Source organism: Amycolatopsis ultiminotia (genome assembly GCF_039536925.1).
Classification (GTDB): Bacteria; Actinomycetota; Actinomycetes; order Mycobacteriales; family Pseudonocardiaceae; genus Amycolatopsis; species Amycolatopsis ultiminotia.
In genome coordinates, this window is sequence record NZ_BAAAZN010000011.1 from 183,306 (window position 1) to 199,049 (window position 15,744).

Sequence of the window (15,744 nt, forward strand, 5' to 3'; positions counted from 1 at the left end):
CGATGTGGGATCCGGCGAAATACCTCGATTACGCGGACCTGCGGGCGCGGCCGTTCCACGAGCTGGTCGGGCGCATCCCGGCCGGATCGCCGCGCCGGGTGACGGATCTGGGCTGCGGACCGGGCAACCTCACCGTGGACCTGGCCCGCCGCTGGCCGGACGCGGCACTGGAGGCGGTGGACAGCTCCCCGGAGATGGTGGCCGCGGCCAGGGAACGCGGCGTGGCCGCCGAAGTCGCGGACGTGCGCTCGTGGGCGCCGCGGCCGGACACCGACGTGGTGGTGTCGAACGCGGTCCTGCAGTGGGTACCGGGCCACGATTCGCTGCTGCGTCGCTGGGTCACCCAGCTCCCGCCGGGTGCCTTCCTGGCGGTCCAGGTGCCGGGCAACTTCGGTGCCCCCTCACACCGGATAGTGCGGGAACTGGCGGCCGCCCCGGACTGGACACCGAAGCTCGGCTCGTCCCTGCTGCGCGAGGAGGACGCGGTCGCCTCGCCCCGCGCCTACGCCGATCTGCTCGCCGACGCCGGATGTGCCGTGGACGCTTGGGAAACCACGTACATGCAACCACTGACCGGCCCGCACGCGGTGCTGGAGTGGATCACCGGCACCGCACTGCGTCCCGTCCGGGCGGCCCTGTCGGATCCTGACTGGGCCGCCTTCCGCGAGGCACTGGCCCCGCGCCTGGCCGAGGCCTACCCAACCCGCCCGGACGGCACGACGTGGTTCGAATTCCGGCGGATCTTCTTCGTGGCCCGAACCCCGGCCTGACCGATCGGCCGTGCCGAGCTGTGTCTGCCGGAGGCAAAGAAGCAGCCCGGCTTTGCGCTCGGCCGCGAGCGACAGAGGTGACCGTCTACTGTGGAGTCTGCGCTGCTTTACCACGGTCGCGTGGGGGTAGGGGGCCGGGAGCTGCACGCGCTGTTGTCCGGGCTGGCGCTGTTTCCGTATCCGGACATTCAGGCCACGCCCTTGGCGCCGCGCATCCGTCGAAGATCACCGATTGAGATGGACACGGCTCGTGTCGCGGCAGATCAGCAGAACGTCCCGGTTTTCTCCGCGACGTCAAGCTTCTTGAGCGCGACCGGCGGAAGCAGCGGCGCGAGCCGGTCGATGATCGGCAGACAGGAAATGCCGTGCCCCATGCTGACCAGAGTGATCATGATGCGGTATTCGCTGCTGTGATGGACGATCCGCGGTGCGAATCCGGTCTGTTTGCACTGTGCGCTCAGGAAGTGGGTGACCGTTTCCCCGGCGATCCAGTTCTCGGCACGCAATTCGGCAAGGGGGATCGGTTCGGTTGCCCGGCTGAGCCGGTGGTCCTCGGGCAGTACCAGGAACCAGTGATCGGTGTAGAGCAGTTCGCGATACAGACCGCCTTCGGCATTCCGCTGCACCTTGGCCAGCAGATCCTGGCCGTCGCCGGACCGGCCGTCCTCACCAAAGGCATCGCCGGGAATTCCCTTGCCACAGTGGTCATCGCGAAATCGGAAAGGGCCTTCACCCCGATTGCGGCGAACACCGGGGCGGCACCCGGCCCGCAAGCCGAAGATCAACCGGTCCGCCGGTAGTCCCCTCCGCCCGCTGACGCACGCGCCCCGAATGCTCCGGCTCGCGTCAGAAGGTTGCGCCGCCGGTGAGGAGCAGCGACTGACCGCTGACGAACGAGGACAGTTCGCCCGCGAAGTACTCGGCGGCATCGGCGACGTCCTCGGGCCTTGCCATCCGCACGCCCCGGCGCAGCGCACTCAGTTGCTCCCGGACCGGGTGGTCCGCGGCGAGATCGGTGAACACACCTGCGCCCTCGACGGTGGTGGGCAGGATCGTGTTCACGGCGATCCCCCGTGATGCGAGCTCGAGCGCGAGGGTCCCGGCGAGGAGGCGCGCGGCGATCTTGCTGGCGCCGTAGAGGCCGGTGCCCGGGAGCGGGCCTGCCGTCGTGCTGGACCCGATGTAGATGATCCGGCCGTGCTCGGCGACGTACTTGGCCGCATTCTGCAGCGTGAAGAACGTCCCCTTCGTGTTGACGGCGAAGAGGCGATCGAACTGTTCCTCCGTGGCGTCCGAAACGGGCTCCGAGAGCACCTCCAGCCCGGCGTTGGCGACGACGATGTCGATCCTGCCGAATCGGTCGAGGGCCGCCCGGAAGAGCTCCTCGATCTCGGGGACCTTCGAGACGTCGGCCCGGACGGTGAGCACGGAGCCGCCGAGCTCCCTGATCTCCGCGGCGGTCCGTTCCGCCTCCGCCGCATCGCTCGGGTAGTTGACGACCACGCTCGCGCCGCAGCCGGCGTAACGGATGGCGATGGCCTTGCCGATCCCGCGGGCGGATCCGGTGATCAAGGCGACCTTGCCGGTCAGGTCGGTCACGACGTGGTTCTCCTCGGGTCGGCGTCTCCGCCGTGCTCGGACCGGCCGGAGGTGTCGAATCGCGCCATGCCCAGTACCGCCACCAGCTGGAGCCGCTCCTGATCGACGCTGCGCGGAGTGGTTGTCAGCACGACGAGGGTCTGCGATTGGTCCTCGGTGAACAGGGCCTGGCAGTCGAACCGGATCGCGCCGCCCTCGGGGTGCAGCAGGACCTTGTGGTCCGAAAACCGGTTGGCAACCTCCTGGCGCGCCCACAGTTGCGCGAACTCGGGGCTCCGGCGCTCGAGTTCCTTGGCGAGCTTGGCCGCCGCGGACTGCGGGCCTCGCCGCCCGACGGCGATGCGGAGTGACGCGACGAGGGAGCGGCCCTGCCGCGCTCTGTCCTCCGGCGGGTAGACCGACCGCTCGGTGTCGGGGCTGGCGAACCAGCGGTAGATGCTGCTGCGCTCGTTGCCGGTGCGTCGGCTCGGGTCACCGAACAGCGCGTCCGCGAGAGGGGTCTGCGCGAGCGTCTCGCCGATGTCGGAGACGACGAAGGCAGGGGTCCCGGACAGGCTGTCGAGGACCCGCTGAAGGCCGGGCGCGACGTGCGGCGTTCCGGAGATGCGATCGGCGACGTTGTGGCCGGCGAGCCGGTACAGATGGTCACGCTCGTCCAGGCTCAGGCGGAACACGCGCGCCAGCACGTCGAGCATCGACGTGCTCGGCTGGGCGCCGCCGCCCCGTTCGAGCCTGCTGTAGTAGTCGACCGACATCGCCGCGAGCTGAGCGACCTCCTCACGGCGCAGGCCCTTGACCCGCCGGCGTGGACCGGCGCCGAGGCCGACGTCCTCCGGATGCAGGGCCGCTCGGCGCGACCGCAGGAACTCGGCGAGAGCAGTTCGATCCACGTGGCCCAGCTTCCCCGTGCGCCACGGCTTTATCCAGGCCCTGCCAGGTCACCGATCAGCGGGGCCTGGACAGGCGATACCGGCCGTCCGACGCTGGCGGCACGAAGCTCACCGGCAACACCGTCTTTCTCCCGGCACGGGGGAACCCGGTCCGCAGCGGAGGGGGATCGGGCGGGGCTGCCTGCGGAGCTCGGCGAACGCACCTCTCCATCGACCGTCGGAAAGACCAGGGAAGAACCATGTCCGAGAAGTGGACCGCCGCCGATCTGCCGGACCAGTCGGGGAAGACGTTCGTCGTGACCGGGGCCTCGGCCGGCCTGGGCGAGTCGACCACGCGTGCACTCGCGCAGGCCGGAGCCCGGGTGGTGATGGCCGTGCGCAACGAACAGAAGGCCACCGCCGTCGTGCGGGAGATCGGGCGCACACGCGGGCGGATCGAAATTCGCCGGCTCGACGTCTCGAGCCTGGACTCGGTGGCGGCCTTCGCGGATTCCTGGTCGGGCCCGATCGACGTCCTCGTCAACAACGCGGGGATCTCGCTCGTGCCGCTGGCCTACACCGGCGACGGCCTGGAGCGGCAGATGGCCACGAACTACTTCGGTGCCGTCGCCCTGACCGGCGCGCTGCTTCCGCACGTCACCGATCGGGTCGTGTCCCTCTCCTCGCAGCTGCACCGGGTGAGCCGCCTCCAGGTGGCCGATCTGAACTGGAAGTCACGCAAGTACGACGAGGTCGCGGCCTACTGCGACTCGAAGCTGGCGGTCGTGCTTTTCGCCACCGAGCTGCAGCGGCGTCTCGCCGCCGGGGCCAGCGCGGTCCGGTCGATCACGGCCCACCCCGGGGATCGCCCGTACCGCGCTGGTGACGCACTCGCGCAGCATTTACGGACGGATCAACTTGCTGGGCCCGCTCCTCAACGACGTTGCACACGGTGCGCTGCCCACCCTCTACGCGAGCACAATGGATATTCCGGGCGGAACATACGTCGGCCCCGATGGGATCGGGAGCATCAAGGGACACCCCGCGATCCGCAAGCCTTCGCGAACCGCACAGAATCCGGAGAGGGCCACCGAGCTGTGGCACAAGACAGGCGAAATCCTGGGGTCGCATTTCCACCTCGACGCGTTCTTCGGCACCTCGTAGCCCCTCGCCGACCGGGCATCCGCGAGACATCCCGCCTGTCCGACGGAGCCGGCGACCGTCCTCGCCGGTGTCGCCGCGTCGGGTGATCAGGTCCTGCTCGTCGTCGACCACGGCCAGCGGAGGCTCTTCACCCCCAGCCTCGGGTACTCCGGCGGGCAGTTGACGAGGAGTGCGCGCACGAACCGGCCTGCGCAGCCTCGTCGGTACCCTGACCGAGTACGAACACGCCGCCGTTGGTGCCCGTCGAAGTCCTGGCAGCCCTTCGCCTTCCGCAGGGTCTTCCGGGCCGGGTCGTGCACACAAAAAAGCCCAGGTCTATGACCTGGGCGTTTGCTCCCCCGCTTGGACTCGAACCAAGAACCCTCCGGTTAACAGCCGAATGCTCTGCCAATTGAGCTACAGGGGATTGCTCGCTCAGCCGGATCTCTCCGGCTGATGGAAGAACTTTAACGCATGCCCCGGTACCCCCGCGAAGGGGGGTCGGCGCGGCCGAGCACCCCACGCGGCGCCGGTTTGCTGGACAATGGAGAGTCGGAAGTCCGACTGACGAGAGGTGTGGGCCGTCGTGAAGAAGTTCCTGCTGGGCGTGGGCCTGGGGTACGTGCTGGGGGCCAAGGCCGGACGGGGACGGTACGAGCAGATCGTGCGCACCTACCGCCGGCTGGCCGATCACCCGATGGTGCAGGGCGCGGCCGGGGTTGCCAGGGCGAAGCTGGGCGAGCGGTTCGGCCGCGGACGCGGTGCCTGACCCCGGGGCCGGGCGGAGGGGTGCCGCCGCAGTCCGGTGTGCCGGATCGCGTTCAGGCGGTGGCCCGTGCGCCGGAGCGCGCGATACGTGATGAGTACCAGGGCAAGTACGGCGAGGGTCACGACCTCGCCAAGGTGGGCACAGCACAGGGGCGCCAGCTCGGCAGGACGGCCGGGGTCGCGATCTCGGCAACGGCGAGCGTCGCCGGGTGATGGACCAGGATGCCGCGGCGCTTGCCCGGCGCCGGCCCTCGGGTGAAGTGGTCCGGCGCCAGTCCTCGAGTGAGCCGGTCCAGTGCCAGTCCGCGGACGAAGACGTCCGCCGGACCGTACCGCGGCAGCGCGTACCGTCGGTCCCCCTCGACGGTCGCACCCCCAATGCCGACAAAACGGACGCGCTCGAACCCCATCCATGACCTGTTCGGACTATGCATCAGCCCAGGTGGAGCATTGTGATAGCTTAAATCGAACTGGGGCGTATGTGCATGTGCAAATGCGCGCACCCGGAACGGGCCGGTAGCTCAGTTGGTTAGAGCAGGGGACTCATAATCCCTTGGCCGCGGGTTCGAGCCCCGCCCGGCCCACTCTTCGAGTCTATATTGTGGCTCTCACCTGCGCAAACGCGGTCGCTAGTTGATCTTGGTAACCCTCTTGACGGAGCGTCAGCAACTAGCACAGCGCTTGGAACCCAAGGGATTATCCGAGTACGACTGAACTCATGATCGCCGCTGAGGCACCCGGAGAGGTGCTGGACCCCGAGGACATCAGAGCGCTCGTCGGGGACTGGAGAACGCACCTGAGGGCCAAGAACCGCGCTGACTCCACGATCGATGCATACCTCGAGAGCGTCGCCATGCTGGTCAACTACCTCGACGACGAGAACAAGTCGATGCTGGCTCGTGACGTCGACCGGCGAGAACTCGAACGCTACTTCGAATATTTGCGGGAACGCCCCAACTTCCGCACCGGGGAGTCACTCTCTTACAACTACATCGCGAAGCAATACCGGCACTTGCAGCAGCTTTACCGTTGGCTCGACGACGTCGAAGACATCATCGAGATCTCGCCCTTCTACAAAATGGAAGTGCCCGCAGTCCCTGACAACCCGCCGGCGATCTTGCGTGACCACGAACTGAGGGCGCTCCTGGCGACGACAGTGGGCAAGTCGTTCGTGCAGCTTCGTGACCGCGCGATCATGCTGGTGCTGATCGACTGCGGAGTTCGGCTCGGAGAACTGTGCGCGCTGCGAGCGGCGAACCCGGCTGAGCGGGATCCGGGAAGTTTCGACTTCGAGGTCTGTTCGATGGGGGTCTTGGGCAAGGGGCGTCGGGAACGTCCCGTCCCGTTTAACCCCGCTACGGGGGAGGCATTGCGTCGTTACTTCCGCGCACGCGCTCGCCATCCGCAGGCCAAGCTTACGAACGCGGCGTGGCTCGGTCGCTTCGGTCCGTTGAACGAGTGGGGGGTCAGGGCGATGCTCGATCGCCGTGCCGAGGAGGTCGGGATTGCCCGTATGTTCCCGCACCTGTGGCGCCACACCTGGGCTCACCGCAACAAGGTGGCAGGAATGAGCGACGAGGACATGATGAGGATAGCGGGATGGCGCAGCAGGCAGATGCTCGAACGCTACGGGGCCTCAGCCGCTGACGAACGGGCGCAAGCTGCCCATCAGAGGTTGAACCTGGTCTCCGGACTGCTCTAGCAGAGGGCTTCCTGGTTACCGGGCTGGTCGGGTTTAAGTCTGGTCCGGCAGCTCGCGGTCACTTGTCTCTCCGGGAGTCGCGTCGACGGTTCTTCGAGCTTCGGTAAGCCAGCTGCTGGAAATACGCGGTTTTGGCGGCCTCAGCTCGTTGTCTGCGCGTCGTCTCGTCGAGCGTGCCTTCCGGGTCGACGTGTCCCGCCCCGGGTTTGATGGAGGTATCGAACACCCGGAGGATTCACGGTCATGGTGGCACCACGGAAGTACCCCGAGGAGTTGCGGGAGCGGGCAACGCGGCTGGCAGTCGAGGCTAGGCGAGACCCTGCGTCGGCTGGTGGGGCGATCAAGCGGATCGCCGACCAGCTCGGTGTGCACCGGAAGCGTTGCGGACGTGGGTGAAGCAGGCCGAGACCGACGAAGGGGCCGGGCCGGGCACGACCTCGGCAGAGGCGGCCGGGATCGCCGAGCTGGAACGTGAGGTGCGTGAGCTGCGCCGGGCGAACCAGATCCTGAAGTCAGCGGCGTCCTTCTTCGCAGCGGAGCTGGACCGTCCGTCGCGATGAAGGTCGAATTCGTTGATTCGCAACGGAAGGAGCACGGTGGCCAGCCGGTCCTGCAGGTGCTTGAGGGCACGCCTGCCCAGATCGCACCGTCGACCTACTATGCCGCCAAGTCCCGTCCCGAATCCGCCCGCGCGGCGCGGGACCGGGAGCTGACCGAGAAGATCAAACGGGTGCATGAGGCGAACTACAACGTCTACGGAGCCAGGAAGGTCTGGGCTGAGCTGAACCGCCACGGCATCGAGGTGGCCCGGTGCACGGTCGAGCGGCTTATGCGCGAGGCCGGGTTACGCGGCCTGCCCCGGGACAAGTCTCCTCGCACGACACCGCCGGCGCCGGAGACCGGAAGGCCGACTGACCTGGTGGAACGTGACTTCACGGCGCCGCGGGTGAACGAGTTGTGGGTCGCGGACATCACTTAATGGGAGAGTCGGGTTCCGGCTCGACACGGTGCGGGTGGTTGGCAGGGGTCCCTGAGATATCACTGATCCAGTGCAGAGTGTTGCTGAGCTGGCTGCAGGTGATCACTGCTGTTGATTCACGTGACACGTCAGAGATCTGAAGGTAGACGGTGACCCTGCCAGCCATCCCGGGGCCGGATGATCGGCTTGTGAGATGCCGCGCCATCGAGCGCTGTCCATTAGGTCGCCGCATCAGCCTCGAGCTCACCGCAACCGGCGGTAGCGAGCAGAAGGCGAGGCACGTGTGGCCATTACCTGTGGAATCGATTGGGCGGAAGCGCACCATGACGTGGCGTTAGTCGACGAGCACGGAAACGTTGTCGCCCGGCAACGTATCGGTGTCGGCGCGGAAGGGTTCTCGACGCTCATGGGCATGCTTGCCGAACACAGTGAGCCGGCCCAGATTCCTGTTGCACTTGAGACTGAGAAGAACCTGCTCGTGGTTGCCTTGTCGGGCGCCGGGTTCCCGGTCTATCCGATCAACCCGCGCGCGGTTGCCCGCTACCGCGAGCGGCACGGTCAGGCCGGCGGAAAGTCCGATCCCGGCGACGCGACCGTGTTGGCGAACATTCTGCGCACCGACCGACCGATGCACCGGCAGCTGCCGGAGATCAGCGAGCACGCCTTGGCGATCAAGACGTTGGCACGTCAGCATCAAGAGGCGATCTGGGCGTTGAACCAGACCGTGAGTCGGCTGCGTTCGGTGTTGCTGGAGTTCTACCCGAACGCCGTCACGACGTTCACGAATCTCAAACATCATGCTACGACGGCGATCCTGGCCGCCGCGCCCACTCCCGAAGCTGCCGCACGGTTGAACCGGCGGCGCGTTGTCGCGCTCCTGCATCGGTGCGGCAGGCGCAACGATCCCGGCCTCGTCGAGAAGATCCTCGACGGACTCAAGGGCCCTGCGCTGCGGCAACCCGCGCAGGCCGAAGCCGCGCTCGGCGTGACTGTCGCGCAGCTGGTGGCCATCATCACCTCCATGCGCACCGCGGTCGACGTGCTCGAAACCGAGCTGACTCAGCAATTCGCCACACACCCCATGGCACCGACCCTGCAGTCCGCACCCGGCCTGGGACCTGTGCTCGCCGCCAGGGTCCTGGCCGAAGTCGGTGACGATTCCCAACGTTTCACCACCGCCGCAGGGCTGCGAACCTTCGCCGGCACCGCGCCCGTCACCCGCGCGTCCGGACGTTCACACTACGTCAAAGCCCGCAAGGTCCGTAACAAACGCCTCGGCGACGCGTGCCACTGGTGGGCGTTCTCCACCCTCACCAAATCAGCCGGAGCACGCGCCCATTACGACCGGCGCCGAGCCGCCGGCGACCACCACAACGCCGCGCTACGTAACCTCGCCAACAGACTCCTCGGCCGCTTATGGTGGTGCATGATCAACAATCAGCCCTGGGACGACAGCGCCGCCTGGCCAACATCGGCAACAGCAACGACCGCGACTTGACACCCGACCGGCGTGGGATGTCTACGTGCGCACGGCCGCGGGCTGGGTCTACGCCGCGTTCGTGCTGGACGTGTTCTCCCGCCTGATCGTCGGCTGGCAGGTCGCCACCAGTCTCTACACGGATCTGGTGCTGGACGCGCTGCAGATGGCGATCTGGCGCCGCCAGGCCGACCGCGCCGACCTGACCGGGCTGGTCCACCGCAGCGACCGCGGAGTGCAATACCGAGCGATCCGCTACACCCAGCGCCTGGCCGAGGCCGAGGCCGTCGCCTCGGTCGGGTCCCGAGGCGACAGCTACGACAACGCGATGGCCGAGGCGTTCAACTCGCTCTACAATGCCGAACTCGTCCGCAACAGCGGCCCCTGGCGCGGCCTCGACGACCTGGAAATCGCGACCGTCGAGTACATCGACTGGTACAACAACCGGCGCCTGCACAGCGAACTCGCACATGTCCCACCCGCCGAATACGAGACGCTACACGCGATGACCCACCCGGCCACCACAACCCAGGAAACCAACTAATCCACTCTCCATGAAACCCGGGGCTTGACAGAGACTTCGTTCAGCGCTGTGCTCAGTATGATTTTTCCCAGCTTAGTAGCAAGCGCAAATCCAAACATGAGGGGGTCAAGAGTTGATCACTGTCTCAAGGCGGCCAGGCTCCCGACTGAATGCAGGAGTGTCTTACAGAGTAGTGTCACGGGTCGGAAGCGAACGGCTTCCTTCGTCGACGTTGTTGTTCGTACTTTGCGTGTGCTGTACGGCAGCACCGGTACCGGCAGCGATGCTTCGCGTAGCGTGCGTTGCTGCCATGCGGTGGGAGAATTCGAAGGTATTCTGTTCCGTATATGAGTTCGCGTTCTTCGGGGGAGAGGTCGCCCCATACGCCCCACGGATCACGAGCCAAAAGGGCTTCCGCAAGACAGTCTTTGCGCACTTCGCAGGATGCGCAAATCGTTCGGCAAGAGGTTACTTCTGAGGGGATGTTCGAGTGCCAATCCAACAGTGGATAATTCCGGCAAGCTGCACGACGTCGCCAGCCTGTAGTGCTCGAGTGCATGACTAATTGTCCTTTCGTGTACCGCGTCGGCGGACCTGGGAACTGTGCATTGCAAGCTTCTGAAAATAGGCGCGTTTCGCCGATTCTGCCCGGATTTTACGTTCTTTTTCGTCCAATTCGTTGCTGGGGTCAACCTGATGTTCAAATCGCTCGATTGCAGCTCTGCGTGCGGGCGCGGTACGTTGGCATCGATCGGTCGTGTTAGCCCATGAAGAGTGGGCGGCAATGCGCGCACGCATGATTCGTTGAGCTGGTGTTAGGCCGCAGGCCCTAGGCGATTCAGCCTCCACTTTTACTCCTTGGGTGTGATGCTTTAAGGGGAGGGCTTTGGCTGGTCAGCTGACCCAGGCGCGGGTTGGGGCGGGTATGGCGGCTATTACGGGAGCGAGGAGGGCGCGGGCCGTGGCTTCCAGTGCGGGGAACCGGCTGGTGTCGTGGTCGAATCGCGGGTCGGTCGAGAAGACGAGGCCGGTGACTTCGTCGGTTCCGATGTTCGCCAGAAGGTAGGGCGTGTTCTGGTTGATCCAGGCTGCGGAGCCTGATCGGAGCTCGTTGAGGGTGGGTTCGTGGGTGCCGTGGACGATGGCGAGGCGCCCGGAGAGGACGAACAGCATTCGTTGGTGGTGCTGGTGTATGTGGGCGTGGGGCCGATGCCTCGTTGTCGGGAGGACGGAGCAGCTCCGGGGTTTGAGGGGGGACGCAGGACCAGTCGGCCGGCGGAAAGCTCACAGCCGGGGGCGGTGCCGTGGTGGACTATCGGGACTGCGCCTGCTTTGCCTTGGTGCTGAGCGACGGGGACTTGGGTGGGTGTAGGCCCGCCGGCCGAGTTGGCGTCTCCGGTGGCAGGGACTTTGGGGGCGAGGTCGAGGGCGGGTTGCAGATTGGGCAAGAGCTCGACGTCGTCGTTGAAGCGCGCGCCTGGTTTGATAACGCGCGCTTCCAGTCCATGGAGTGGGAGTGGTCTGCGGTTGCTTGCGGCGTGGGGCAGGCCTGCCGGGACATACACCATGGAGTGCGGATCGTGGGGGAGAGCCGTCATGTCTGAGCCGTAGTGTGTGGTGCCGTGGCCATCGGTAATGTAGATGATCATCGAGCCGTGGCGGTGTGCGAGTGATTGATGGTCTCCGGGCATGCGTACTTCAGCAAGAGCGATGCGTGCTTCGGGTGAGGTGCTGCCGTCGAACAGGATCCGCAGTTGCTGGCCTTGTGGAGTTGTCGCTTCCTGGAATGCCGCGGACGGTGCGATCAGGACGCCTGGCGAACTCTCGCGTGGCATGAGATTTCTCCTTCGAGCGTGGGTTGCGGGGACTGTGCGGCTCTGCTTGTGGCTGAGCTGGCGTCTGGGGTGAAGTGGGAGGGTGGCGGGGTCGGGGAAGCGCGAGGAGGGGGAAGTGTCTGTGGCCGCGGAAGTTCGCGACACGCGGGGTGTCGAGGGGCGATGGCTGGATGGCACCGCGGACATCGGCGGACGTGGCCGTCGGCGTCGCTGAGGGTGCGGGTAGAGATTGGATCTCCTGGTCGTGCATCGCATTCGCCGCAGGGCGGGAGGAGAGATTCGGAGTGTTTCTCGCTTGGGTTCTGAACGCGACGTCGTTGGTTTATGGATGGTTGAGGGATGTTTCGGGGGCAGGCTTTGCCCCTCGTGACGTCGTTGTTTGCCGCCCGTGGTGTCGTTGTTTGCCCCTCGCGCTGGTGAACGATGGGCAGTGGGTGCCCCCGGCTGGGAGAGGTCGGAGGGTGGCTGTCTGCAGGCGCGGTGGGCTTTTCGCGAGGATCCGTCGCCATTGCGAGGTCGTATCCGTTGGGTCGGCGGTCGGTGCGGCGAACGTATGCGGCGATGATCTGTGGGTCGGATGGACGGATCAGGTGGAGTTGTTCGAGGTTGCGGAGTGCGTATCGGACGGATCTTTCCGATAGGCGTGTGTATGCGGCGAGTGTTGCCATGGCGGGGAATGCGTTTCTGCCGTCGGGTTCTGCGTGGTTGGCGAGTCCGATGAGGACGATCGTGAGGCTGGAGGCGTCGCGGCGATTGGGGGGTATGGGGGCGTGCTTGAGTGCCCAGTTGATGGCTTCGATGCTCATGGGTTACCTGCTCGCGGCGATGAGACGGTCCTGGAATCTGGGAATGACGGTGGTGGCCGCAGGCCGTGATCAGGGTGATCGTGTGTGAGTACGTATGCGAAGGGGCGGGGCGTGGGCTTCGAGTGGTTGGGGGACCTGGTCGATGCGCAGTATCGCGGCGGTCCAGGTCATGCCGATTCCGATGCCGACGAGGGCGATGTGGTCTCCGCGCTGCACGGCGTTGCGGGCCAGTAGGTGGGTCAGCCCGACGATTTGGTCATTGGGGCCCATGTGTCCCCAGTGCGCGCCGACGGCTTGGAGTGTCTTCTCGGGCTGGATTCCGAGTGGGGTCAAGCACTGAGTGTCGAGCAGGTGTGGCCCGTAGTGTGGCAGCAAGATCCATGCCAGTTCGTTGATCGCGAGGCCTGCGTCGGCAAGGGCGTGATCCGTTGCCGCTCGGATACCTCGTCGGTTGCGGGTCGTGATCGAGTCGGCACCGACCGCGGTGAGGTATTGGAGTTTGCGTTCGCGGATTCGTTCTGACCCGTGTTCGGTGGTGCCGGCGGGGAGGAATCGGTGCTCGCCACGGTGGAGCTGCTCGAGACTCGGGTCGGTGTAGGACGCGGTCGACAGTATCTGCGCCAGGCCGGTGTTTCGGCCGAGAATGAAGGCTGATCCGCCGTCGCCGTAGGTTATTCCGTGGTCGGCGTTGAGGTGGTCGAACGCGGGGGCGCCGAAGACTTCACCGCCGGTTAGCATGATGTGGTGGAGATCGGTGCTGCCGGTGAGAATGCGTGCCGCGAGGTCGATTCCGCCGACGAGGGAGTTGCTCATGGCGTTGAGTTCGGCGGTCAGGCCGAGCCCGGCGGGCAATCCGAGGCGTGCCCGGACGTAGTTCGCGCGCGACCAGAAGTCGATGCCGCGGCTGCCTCGCCAGATTGCGGTGTGCAGGTGCATTTCGGGGGCCGGTAGTGGGCCGGGGTCGATGTGGGCGAGACTGGCCAGGGCTTTGGTTCCGGCGTGGACCGCGAGGTCCATGCCGGTGGAGGTGCGGGCGCGGGAGATTGAGCGTTGCTGGGTGTGCTTGTCGTGGTTGACTGGTTCGAGGTGGCCGAGTGCGGCACCGATTCCGCGAAGGTGGAGGCTTTTCCATTGCATGTCAGGCACGTCCTCCGGGGTGGTCTTCGCGGAGGTCGTGCTGGATCGCGTCGATCGAGGTGTAGTAGGCGCGGAGCTGACTGCGGGAGATCCCGGCCTGGGCGGCAATCTCGTCGAGGGTGATCGGAGGTAGCGAGGTCGGTGCGTCGGCGGTGAGTAGTTCGCGTGCGGCGCGCAGGATCTGATCGCGCACAGTGTCCTCCCTGGTCGAGGTGGCGGCGCGGTCGGAGATCCGTGAGCGCCGGGGATGGGGGAGGGCGCGATGCCGTGATTGTTGGCCGCGTGCGGCCGGACTGGGCCGATACATCGCAGACCGGTTTACCGTCGACGGCGGCGGATGCCGCTGGCCCGCTTGGAGTTGATGCGGGCGAGGTGGTCGGTCCGTAGTCGTACTGTTTGGTCGGCGACGGTGCCGGAGTACTCCGGGGCTGGTACCGCTCCGTTGTCGAATTCGGGGTCGGTGGTGATGGCGAGGTAGATCACGGCGGCGTTGTGGCTGACGTTGATGACGGAGTAGGGAATGCCTGGCGGGATATACACGACGTCGCCGGGGGCCGGCTTGATCGGGGCCATTGTGTGCCCGGACAGGACGGCTTGGTATCCGCTGAGGGCGACCAGCGCGGTCTCCGCGCGGGGATGGCGTTGCGGCGGGATGATGCGTCCGCCTGGGAGCAGCACTCGCGTCGCAGAAAGCCCGCGGACGGGTACCGGGGGCGCGTAGAGGACGTGAGTGGCGACGCCTCCCTCGGGAAGTAACTGGGCTTCGGAGCCGTTGGGACGGCAGTGCACGGCAAATGCCGATGTGGTCATGGCCTCTCCCCGTGTGTTCCGTGCCGGGCGAACACCCGATGCGGGGCGTGGGCGAGTTCGCGGACGAGTGCGGCGTTGGCGATGGCCTGCTCGGGGGTACGGCGTCCGTGGCCGCATGCTGCTGCAACCGCGGCGACGGGGCGGCCGAGGGCGTTCTCGGCGAGTTCGAGAGCGCGGAAGGATTCGGCACGGTGTTCTTCGTCGGCGAGGCCGGCGATGACGTCGACGTCTGCCGGTATCCGGCGCAACGAGTGGTAGTAGGCCGTGGTGGTCGACGGCGCGTTGGTGCCGGTGCACATGGGGATGTGAACGCGGGGCATGGTTTCACCCGCGTGTTTGAGTTGTTCGTGCAAGGCACGGATGATTCGGACAGCGGGTGTAAGGGATGCCGGAGTGACGAGGGGTCTGTGGCCGAGGTCGCCATGGCAGAGGTGGAGGATCCACTGGGCGTGTAGCGGGCTGTCACGGATGAGGCGGGTGATCTGCTCGGCCAGTAACGTCGCAACGGGGCGTCGTAGTGGGGCTGGCACGCGGTTTAGAAGTGTCAGCGTGGCCGGTGTCTCGAGTTGGAAGACGACCTCGTGACCCCAGCGTTGGAAGATTTCGTTGACGTCGTTGAGCACGGCTTCACGGACCACACCGAGGTTCGCCAGGGTCCGAAGTGGTGTACCGAAGCACAGGTAGGTCAGGTCGAGGGCTCCGGGGATCGAGACTTGAGCTGGTGGTAGCTCTCGCGCCGTGGCCAAGGTGCGACGGGCAGCCATGACCACAGCGGTGTGGCTGGCGCGGCGGAGGGTCATGTCTTCGGGCGTGAGACGTCGGCGGGGTGCTACCCGGTACTGGGGGTAGTCGTCGTAGCTGGTGGAGTCTCCGGTGCGAGTCGGTTGGAGTGCGTCGACGTGGTGGAGGGCATCGAGCCAGTCGAGGATCCAGCGGTGGTCCGGATCGCAGGGCAGGGTCGCCAGGTCCTCGTCGGTGGTTTCGTCGAGGATCCACTGCATGGCGTCGTGGGGGCTGGGGTTGAGCTGCGGGGGCAGTGATCCGACCAGGTGGATGCCTCGTCGGATGTTGCCGGCGTCGGTGGAGCGGATTTCGGGTTGCGTTGCGGTCATGGGGTCCTCCCCGGAGGCGATGGTTGGCGTGTGGCCTCGCGGCGGGGAGGGACACCGCGGTGGCTGGGGTGGGTGCCCTGTCCCGCGAGTACAGGGCGGGACAGGGCACCCGGCGTGGTGTTGAACGTGTTAACCGGTGACCGGAAGGTGACCGGGGCGTGGTGTGGGTGTTGGTGCGGGCCGGGTCCCGCGGTGGGGGCCGGTGCCGTGGTGG

At 66.4% G+C, this 15,744-nt stretch carries 19 protein-coding genes and 2 tRNA genes; 10 read left to right on the forward strand and 11 right to left on the reverse strand.

Going from position 1 to position 15,744, the window contains the following annotated elements:
• Nucleotides 1–2 precede the first annotated feature (2 nt).
• Nucleotides 3–770, forward strand: coding sequence for a trans-aconitate 2-methyltransferase (locus tag ABD793_RS24895; protein WP_344864039.1), 768 nt, complete (start codon nt 3–5; stop codon nt 768–770).
• 263 nt (nt 771–1,033) lie between these two features.
• Here the strand turns inward: ABD793_RS24895 and ABD793_RS24900 are convergent, their stop codons facing one another.
• The 3 genes from ABD793_RS24900 to ABD793_RS24910 form a co-directional block, all read right to left on the reverse strand.
• Nucleotides 1,034–1,396, reverse strand: coding sequence for a LysR substrate-binding domain-containing protein (locus ABD793_RS24900; RefSeq protein WP_344864041.1), 363 nt, complete (start codon nt 1,394–1,396; stop codon nt 1,034–1,036).
• Between the two features lie 220 nt (nt 1,397–1,616).
• Nucleotides 1,617–2,369, reverse strand: a complete 753-nt coding sequence (locus ABD793_RS24905; RefSeq protein ID WP_344864043.1) for an SDR family NAD(P)-dependent oxidoreductase — start codon at nt 2,367–2,369, stop codon at nt 1,617–1,619.
• Nucleotides 2,366–3,259 (reverse strand): helix-turn-helix domain-containing protein, encoded by an 894-nt coding sequence (locus ABD793_RS24910; RefSeq protein ID WP_344864045.1) that lies wholly within the window; start codon nt 3,257–3,259, stop codon nt 2,366–2,368. The genes ABD793_RS24905 and ABD793_RS24910 overlap by 4 nt, the downstream gene beginning before the upstream one ends.
• A 239-nt stretch (nt 3,260–3,498) precedes the next feature.
• Between ABD793_RS24910 and ABD793_RS24915 the strand changes: the two genes are divergently transcribed.
• Nucleotides 3,499–4,488 carry an SDR family NAD(P)-dependent oxidoreductase gene (locus ABD793_RS24915; RefSeq protein WP_344864048.1) on the forward strand — a complete coding sequence of 330 codons (990 nt, stop codon included), beginning with the start codon at nt 3,499–3,501 and terminating at the stop codon, nt 4,486–4,488.
• Nucleotides 4,489–4,735: 247 nt separating this feature from the next.
• Here ABD793_RS24915 and ABD793_RS24920 read toward each other — a convergent pair.
• A tRNA-Asn gene (locus ABD793_RS24920) sits at nt 4,736–4,808 on the reverse strand.
• 159 nt (nt 4,809–4,967) lie between these two features.
• Here ABD793_RS24920 and ABD793_RS24925 point away from each other — a divergent pair.
• From ABD793_RS24925 to ABD793_RS24960, 8 genes are all read left to right on the forward strand, one after another.
• Nucleotides 4,968–5,150 (forward strand): hypothetical protein, encoded by a 183-nt coding sequence (locus ABD793_RS24925; protein WP_344864050.1) that lies wholly within the window; start codon nt 4,968–4,970, stop codon nt 5,148–5,150.
• A 38-nt stretch (nt 5,151–5,188) separates the two neighbouring features.
• Entirely contained in the window at nt 5,189–5,362 is a 174-nt protein-coding gene (locus ABD793_RS24930; protein ID WP_344864051.1) for a hypothetical protein, read from the forward strand.
• Between the two features lie 297 nt (nt 5,363–5,659).
• Nucleotides 5,660–5,733 (forward strand) — tRNA-Ile (locus tag ABD793_RS24935).
• 134 nt (nt 5,734–5,867) lie between these two features.
• Nucleotides 5,868–6,851, forward strand: coding sequence for a tyrosine-type recombinase/integrase (locus tag ABD793_RS24940; RefSeq protein ID WP_344864053.1), 984 nt, complete (start codon nt 5,868–5,870; stop codon nt 6,849–6,851).
• A gap of 392 nt (nt 6,852–7,243) precedes the next feature.
• Entirely contained in the window at nt 7,244–7,411 is a 168-nt protein-coding gene (locus tag ABD793_RS24945; protein ID WP_344864055.1) for a hypothetical protein, read from the forward strand.
• The gene (locus ABD793_RS24950) at nt 7,408–7,830 is read left to right on the forward strand and encodes an IS3 family transposase (RefSeq protein WP_344864057.1); all 423 of its coding nucleotides are present in this window, start codon (nt 7,408–7,410) and stop codon (nt 7,828–7,830) included. The genes ABD793_RS24945 and ABD793_RS24950 overlap by 4 nt, the downstream gene beginning before the upstream one ends.
• 283 nt (nt 7,831–8,113) lie before the next feature.
• The gene (locus ABD793_RS24955; RefSeq protein ID WP_344864059.1) at nt 8,114–9,328 is read left to right on the forward strand and encodes an IS110 family RNA-guided transposase; all 1,215 of its coding nucleotides are present in this window, start codon (nt 8,114–8,116) and stop codon (nt 9,326–9,328) included.
• A 25-nt stretch (nt 9,329–9,353) separates the two neighbouring features.
• The gene (locus tag ABD793_RS24960) at nt 9,354–9,851 is read left to right on the forward strand and encodes an IS3 family transposase (RefSeq protein WP_344864061.1); all 498 of its coding nucleotides are present in this window, start codon (nt 9,354–9,356) and stop codon (nt 9,849–9,851) included.
• A gap of 175 nt (nt 9,852–10,026) precedes the next feature.
• Here ABD793_RS24960 and ABD793_RS42770 read toward each other — a convergent pair whose 3' ends face one another.
• The 7 genes from ABD793_RS42770 to ABD793_RS24985 form a co-directional block, all read right to left on the reverse strand.
• Entirely contained in the window at nt 10,027–10,389 is a 363-nt protein-coding gene (locus ABD793_RS42770) for a WhiB family transcriptional regulator (protein ID WP_425548761.1), read from the reverse strand.
• A gap of 335 nt (nt 10,390–10,724) precedes the next feature.
• Nucleotides 10,725–11,003 carry a hypothetical protein gene (locus tag ABD793_RS24965; RefSeq protein ID WP_344864063.1) on the reverse strand — a complete coding sequence of 93 codons (279 nt, stop codon included), beginning with the start codon at nt 11,001–11,003 and terminating at the stop codon, nt 10,725–10,727.
• A gap of 631 nt (nt 11,004–11,634) precedes the next feature.
• Entirely contained in the window at nt 11,635–12,471 is an 837-nt protein-coding gene (locus ABD793_RS42775; protein WP_425548762.1) for a helix-turn-helix domain-containing protein, read from the reverse strand.
• Nucleotides 12,472–12,540: 69 nt separating this feature from the next.
• Nucleotides 12,541–13,608, reverse strand: coding sequence for a 3-oxoacyl-[acyl-carrier-protein] synthase III C-terminal domain-containing protein (locus tag ABD793_RS24970; RefSeq protein WP_344864261.1), 1,068 nt, complete (start codon nt 13,606–13,608; stop codon nt 12,541–12,543).
• Between the two features lies 1 nt (nt 13,609).
• Nucleotides 13,610–13,801, reverse strand: a complete 192-nt coding sequence (locus ABD793_RS24975) for a hypothetical protein (RefSeq protein ID WP_344864065.1) — start codon at nt 13,799–13,801, stop codon at nt 13,610–13,612.
• Between the two features lie 125 nt (nt 13,802–13,926).
• A complete protein-coding gene (locus ABD793_RS24980) occupies nt 13,927–14,418 on the reverse strand; it encodes a cupin domain-containing protein (protein ID WP_344864067.1) in 492 nt (163 codons plus the stop codon).
• Nucleotides 14,415–15,530, reverse strand: a complete 1,116-nt coding sequence (locus tag ABD793_RS24985; protein WP_344864069.1) for a hypothetical protein — start codon at nt 15,528–15,530, stop codon at nt 14,415–14,417. The genes ABD793_RS24980 and ABD793_RS24985 overlap by 4 nt, the downstream gene beginning before the upstream one ends.
• Between the last annotated feature and the right edge of the window lie 214 nt (nt 15,531–15,744).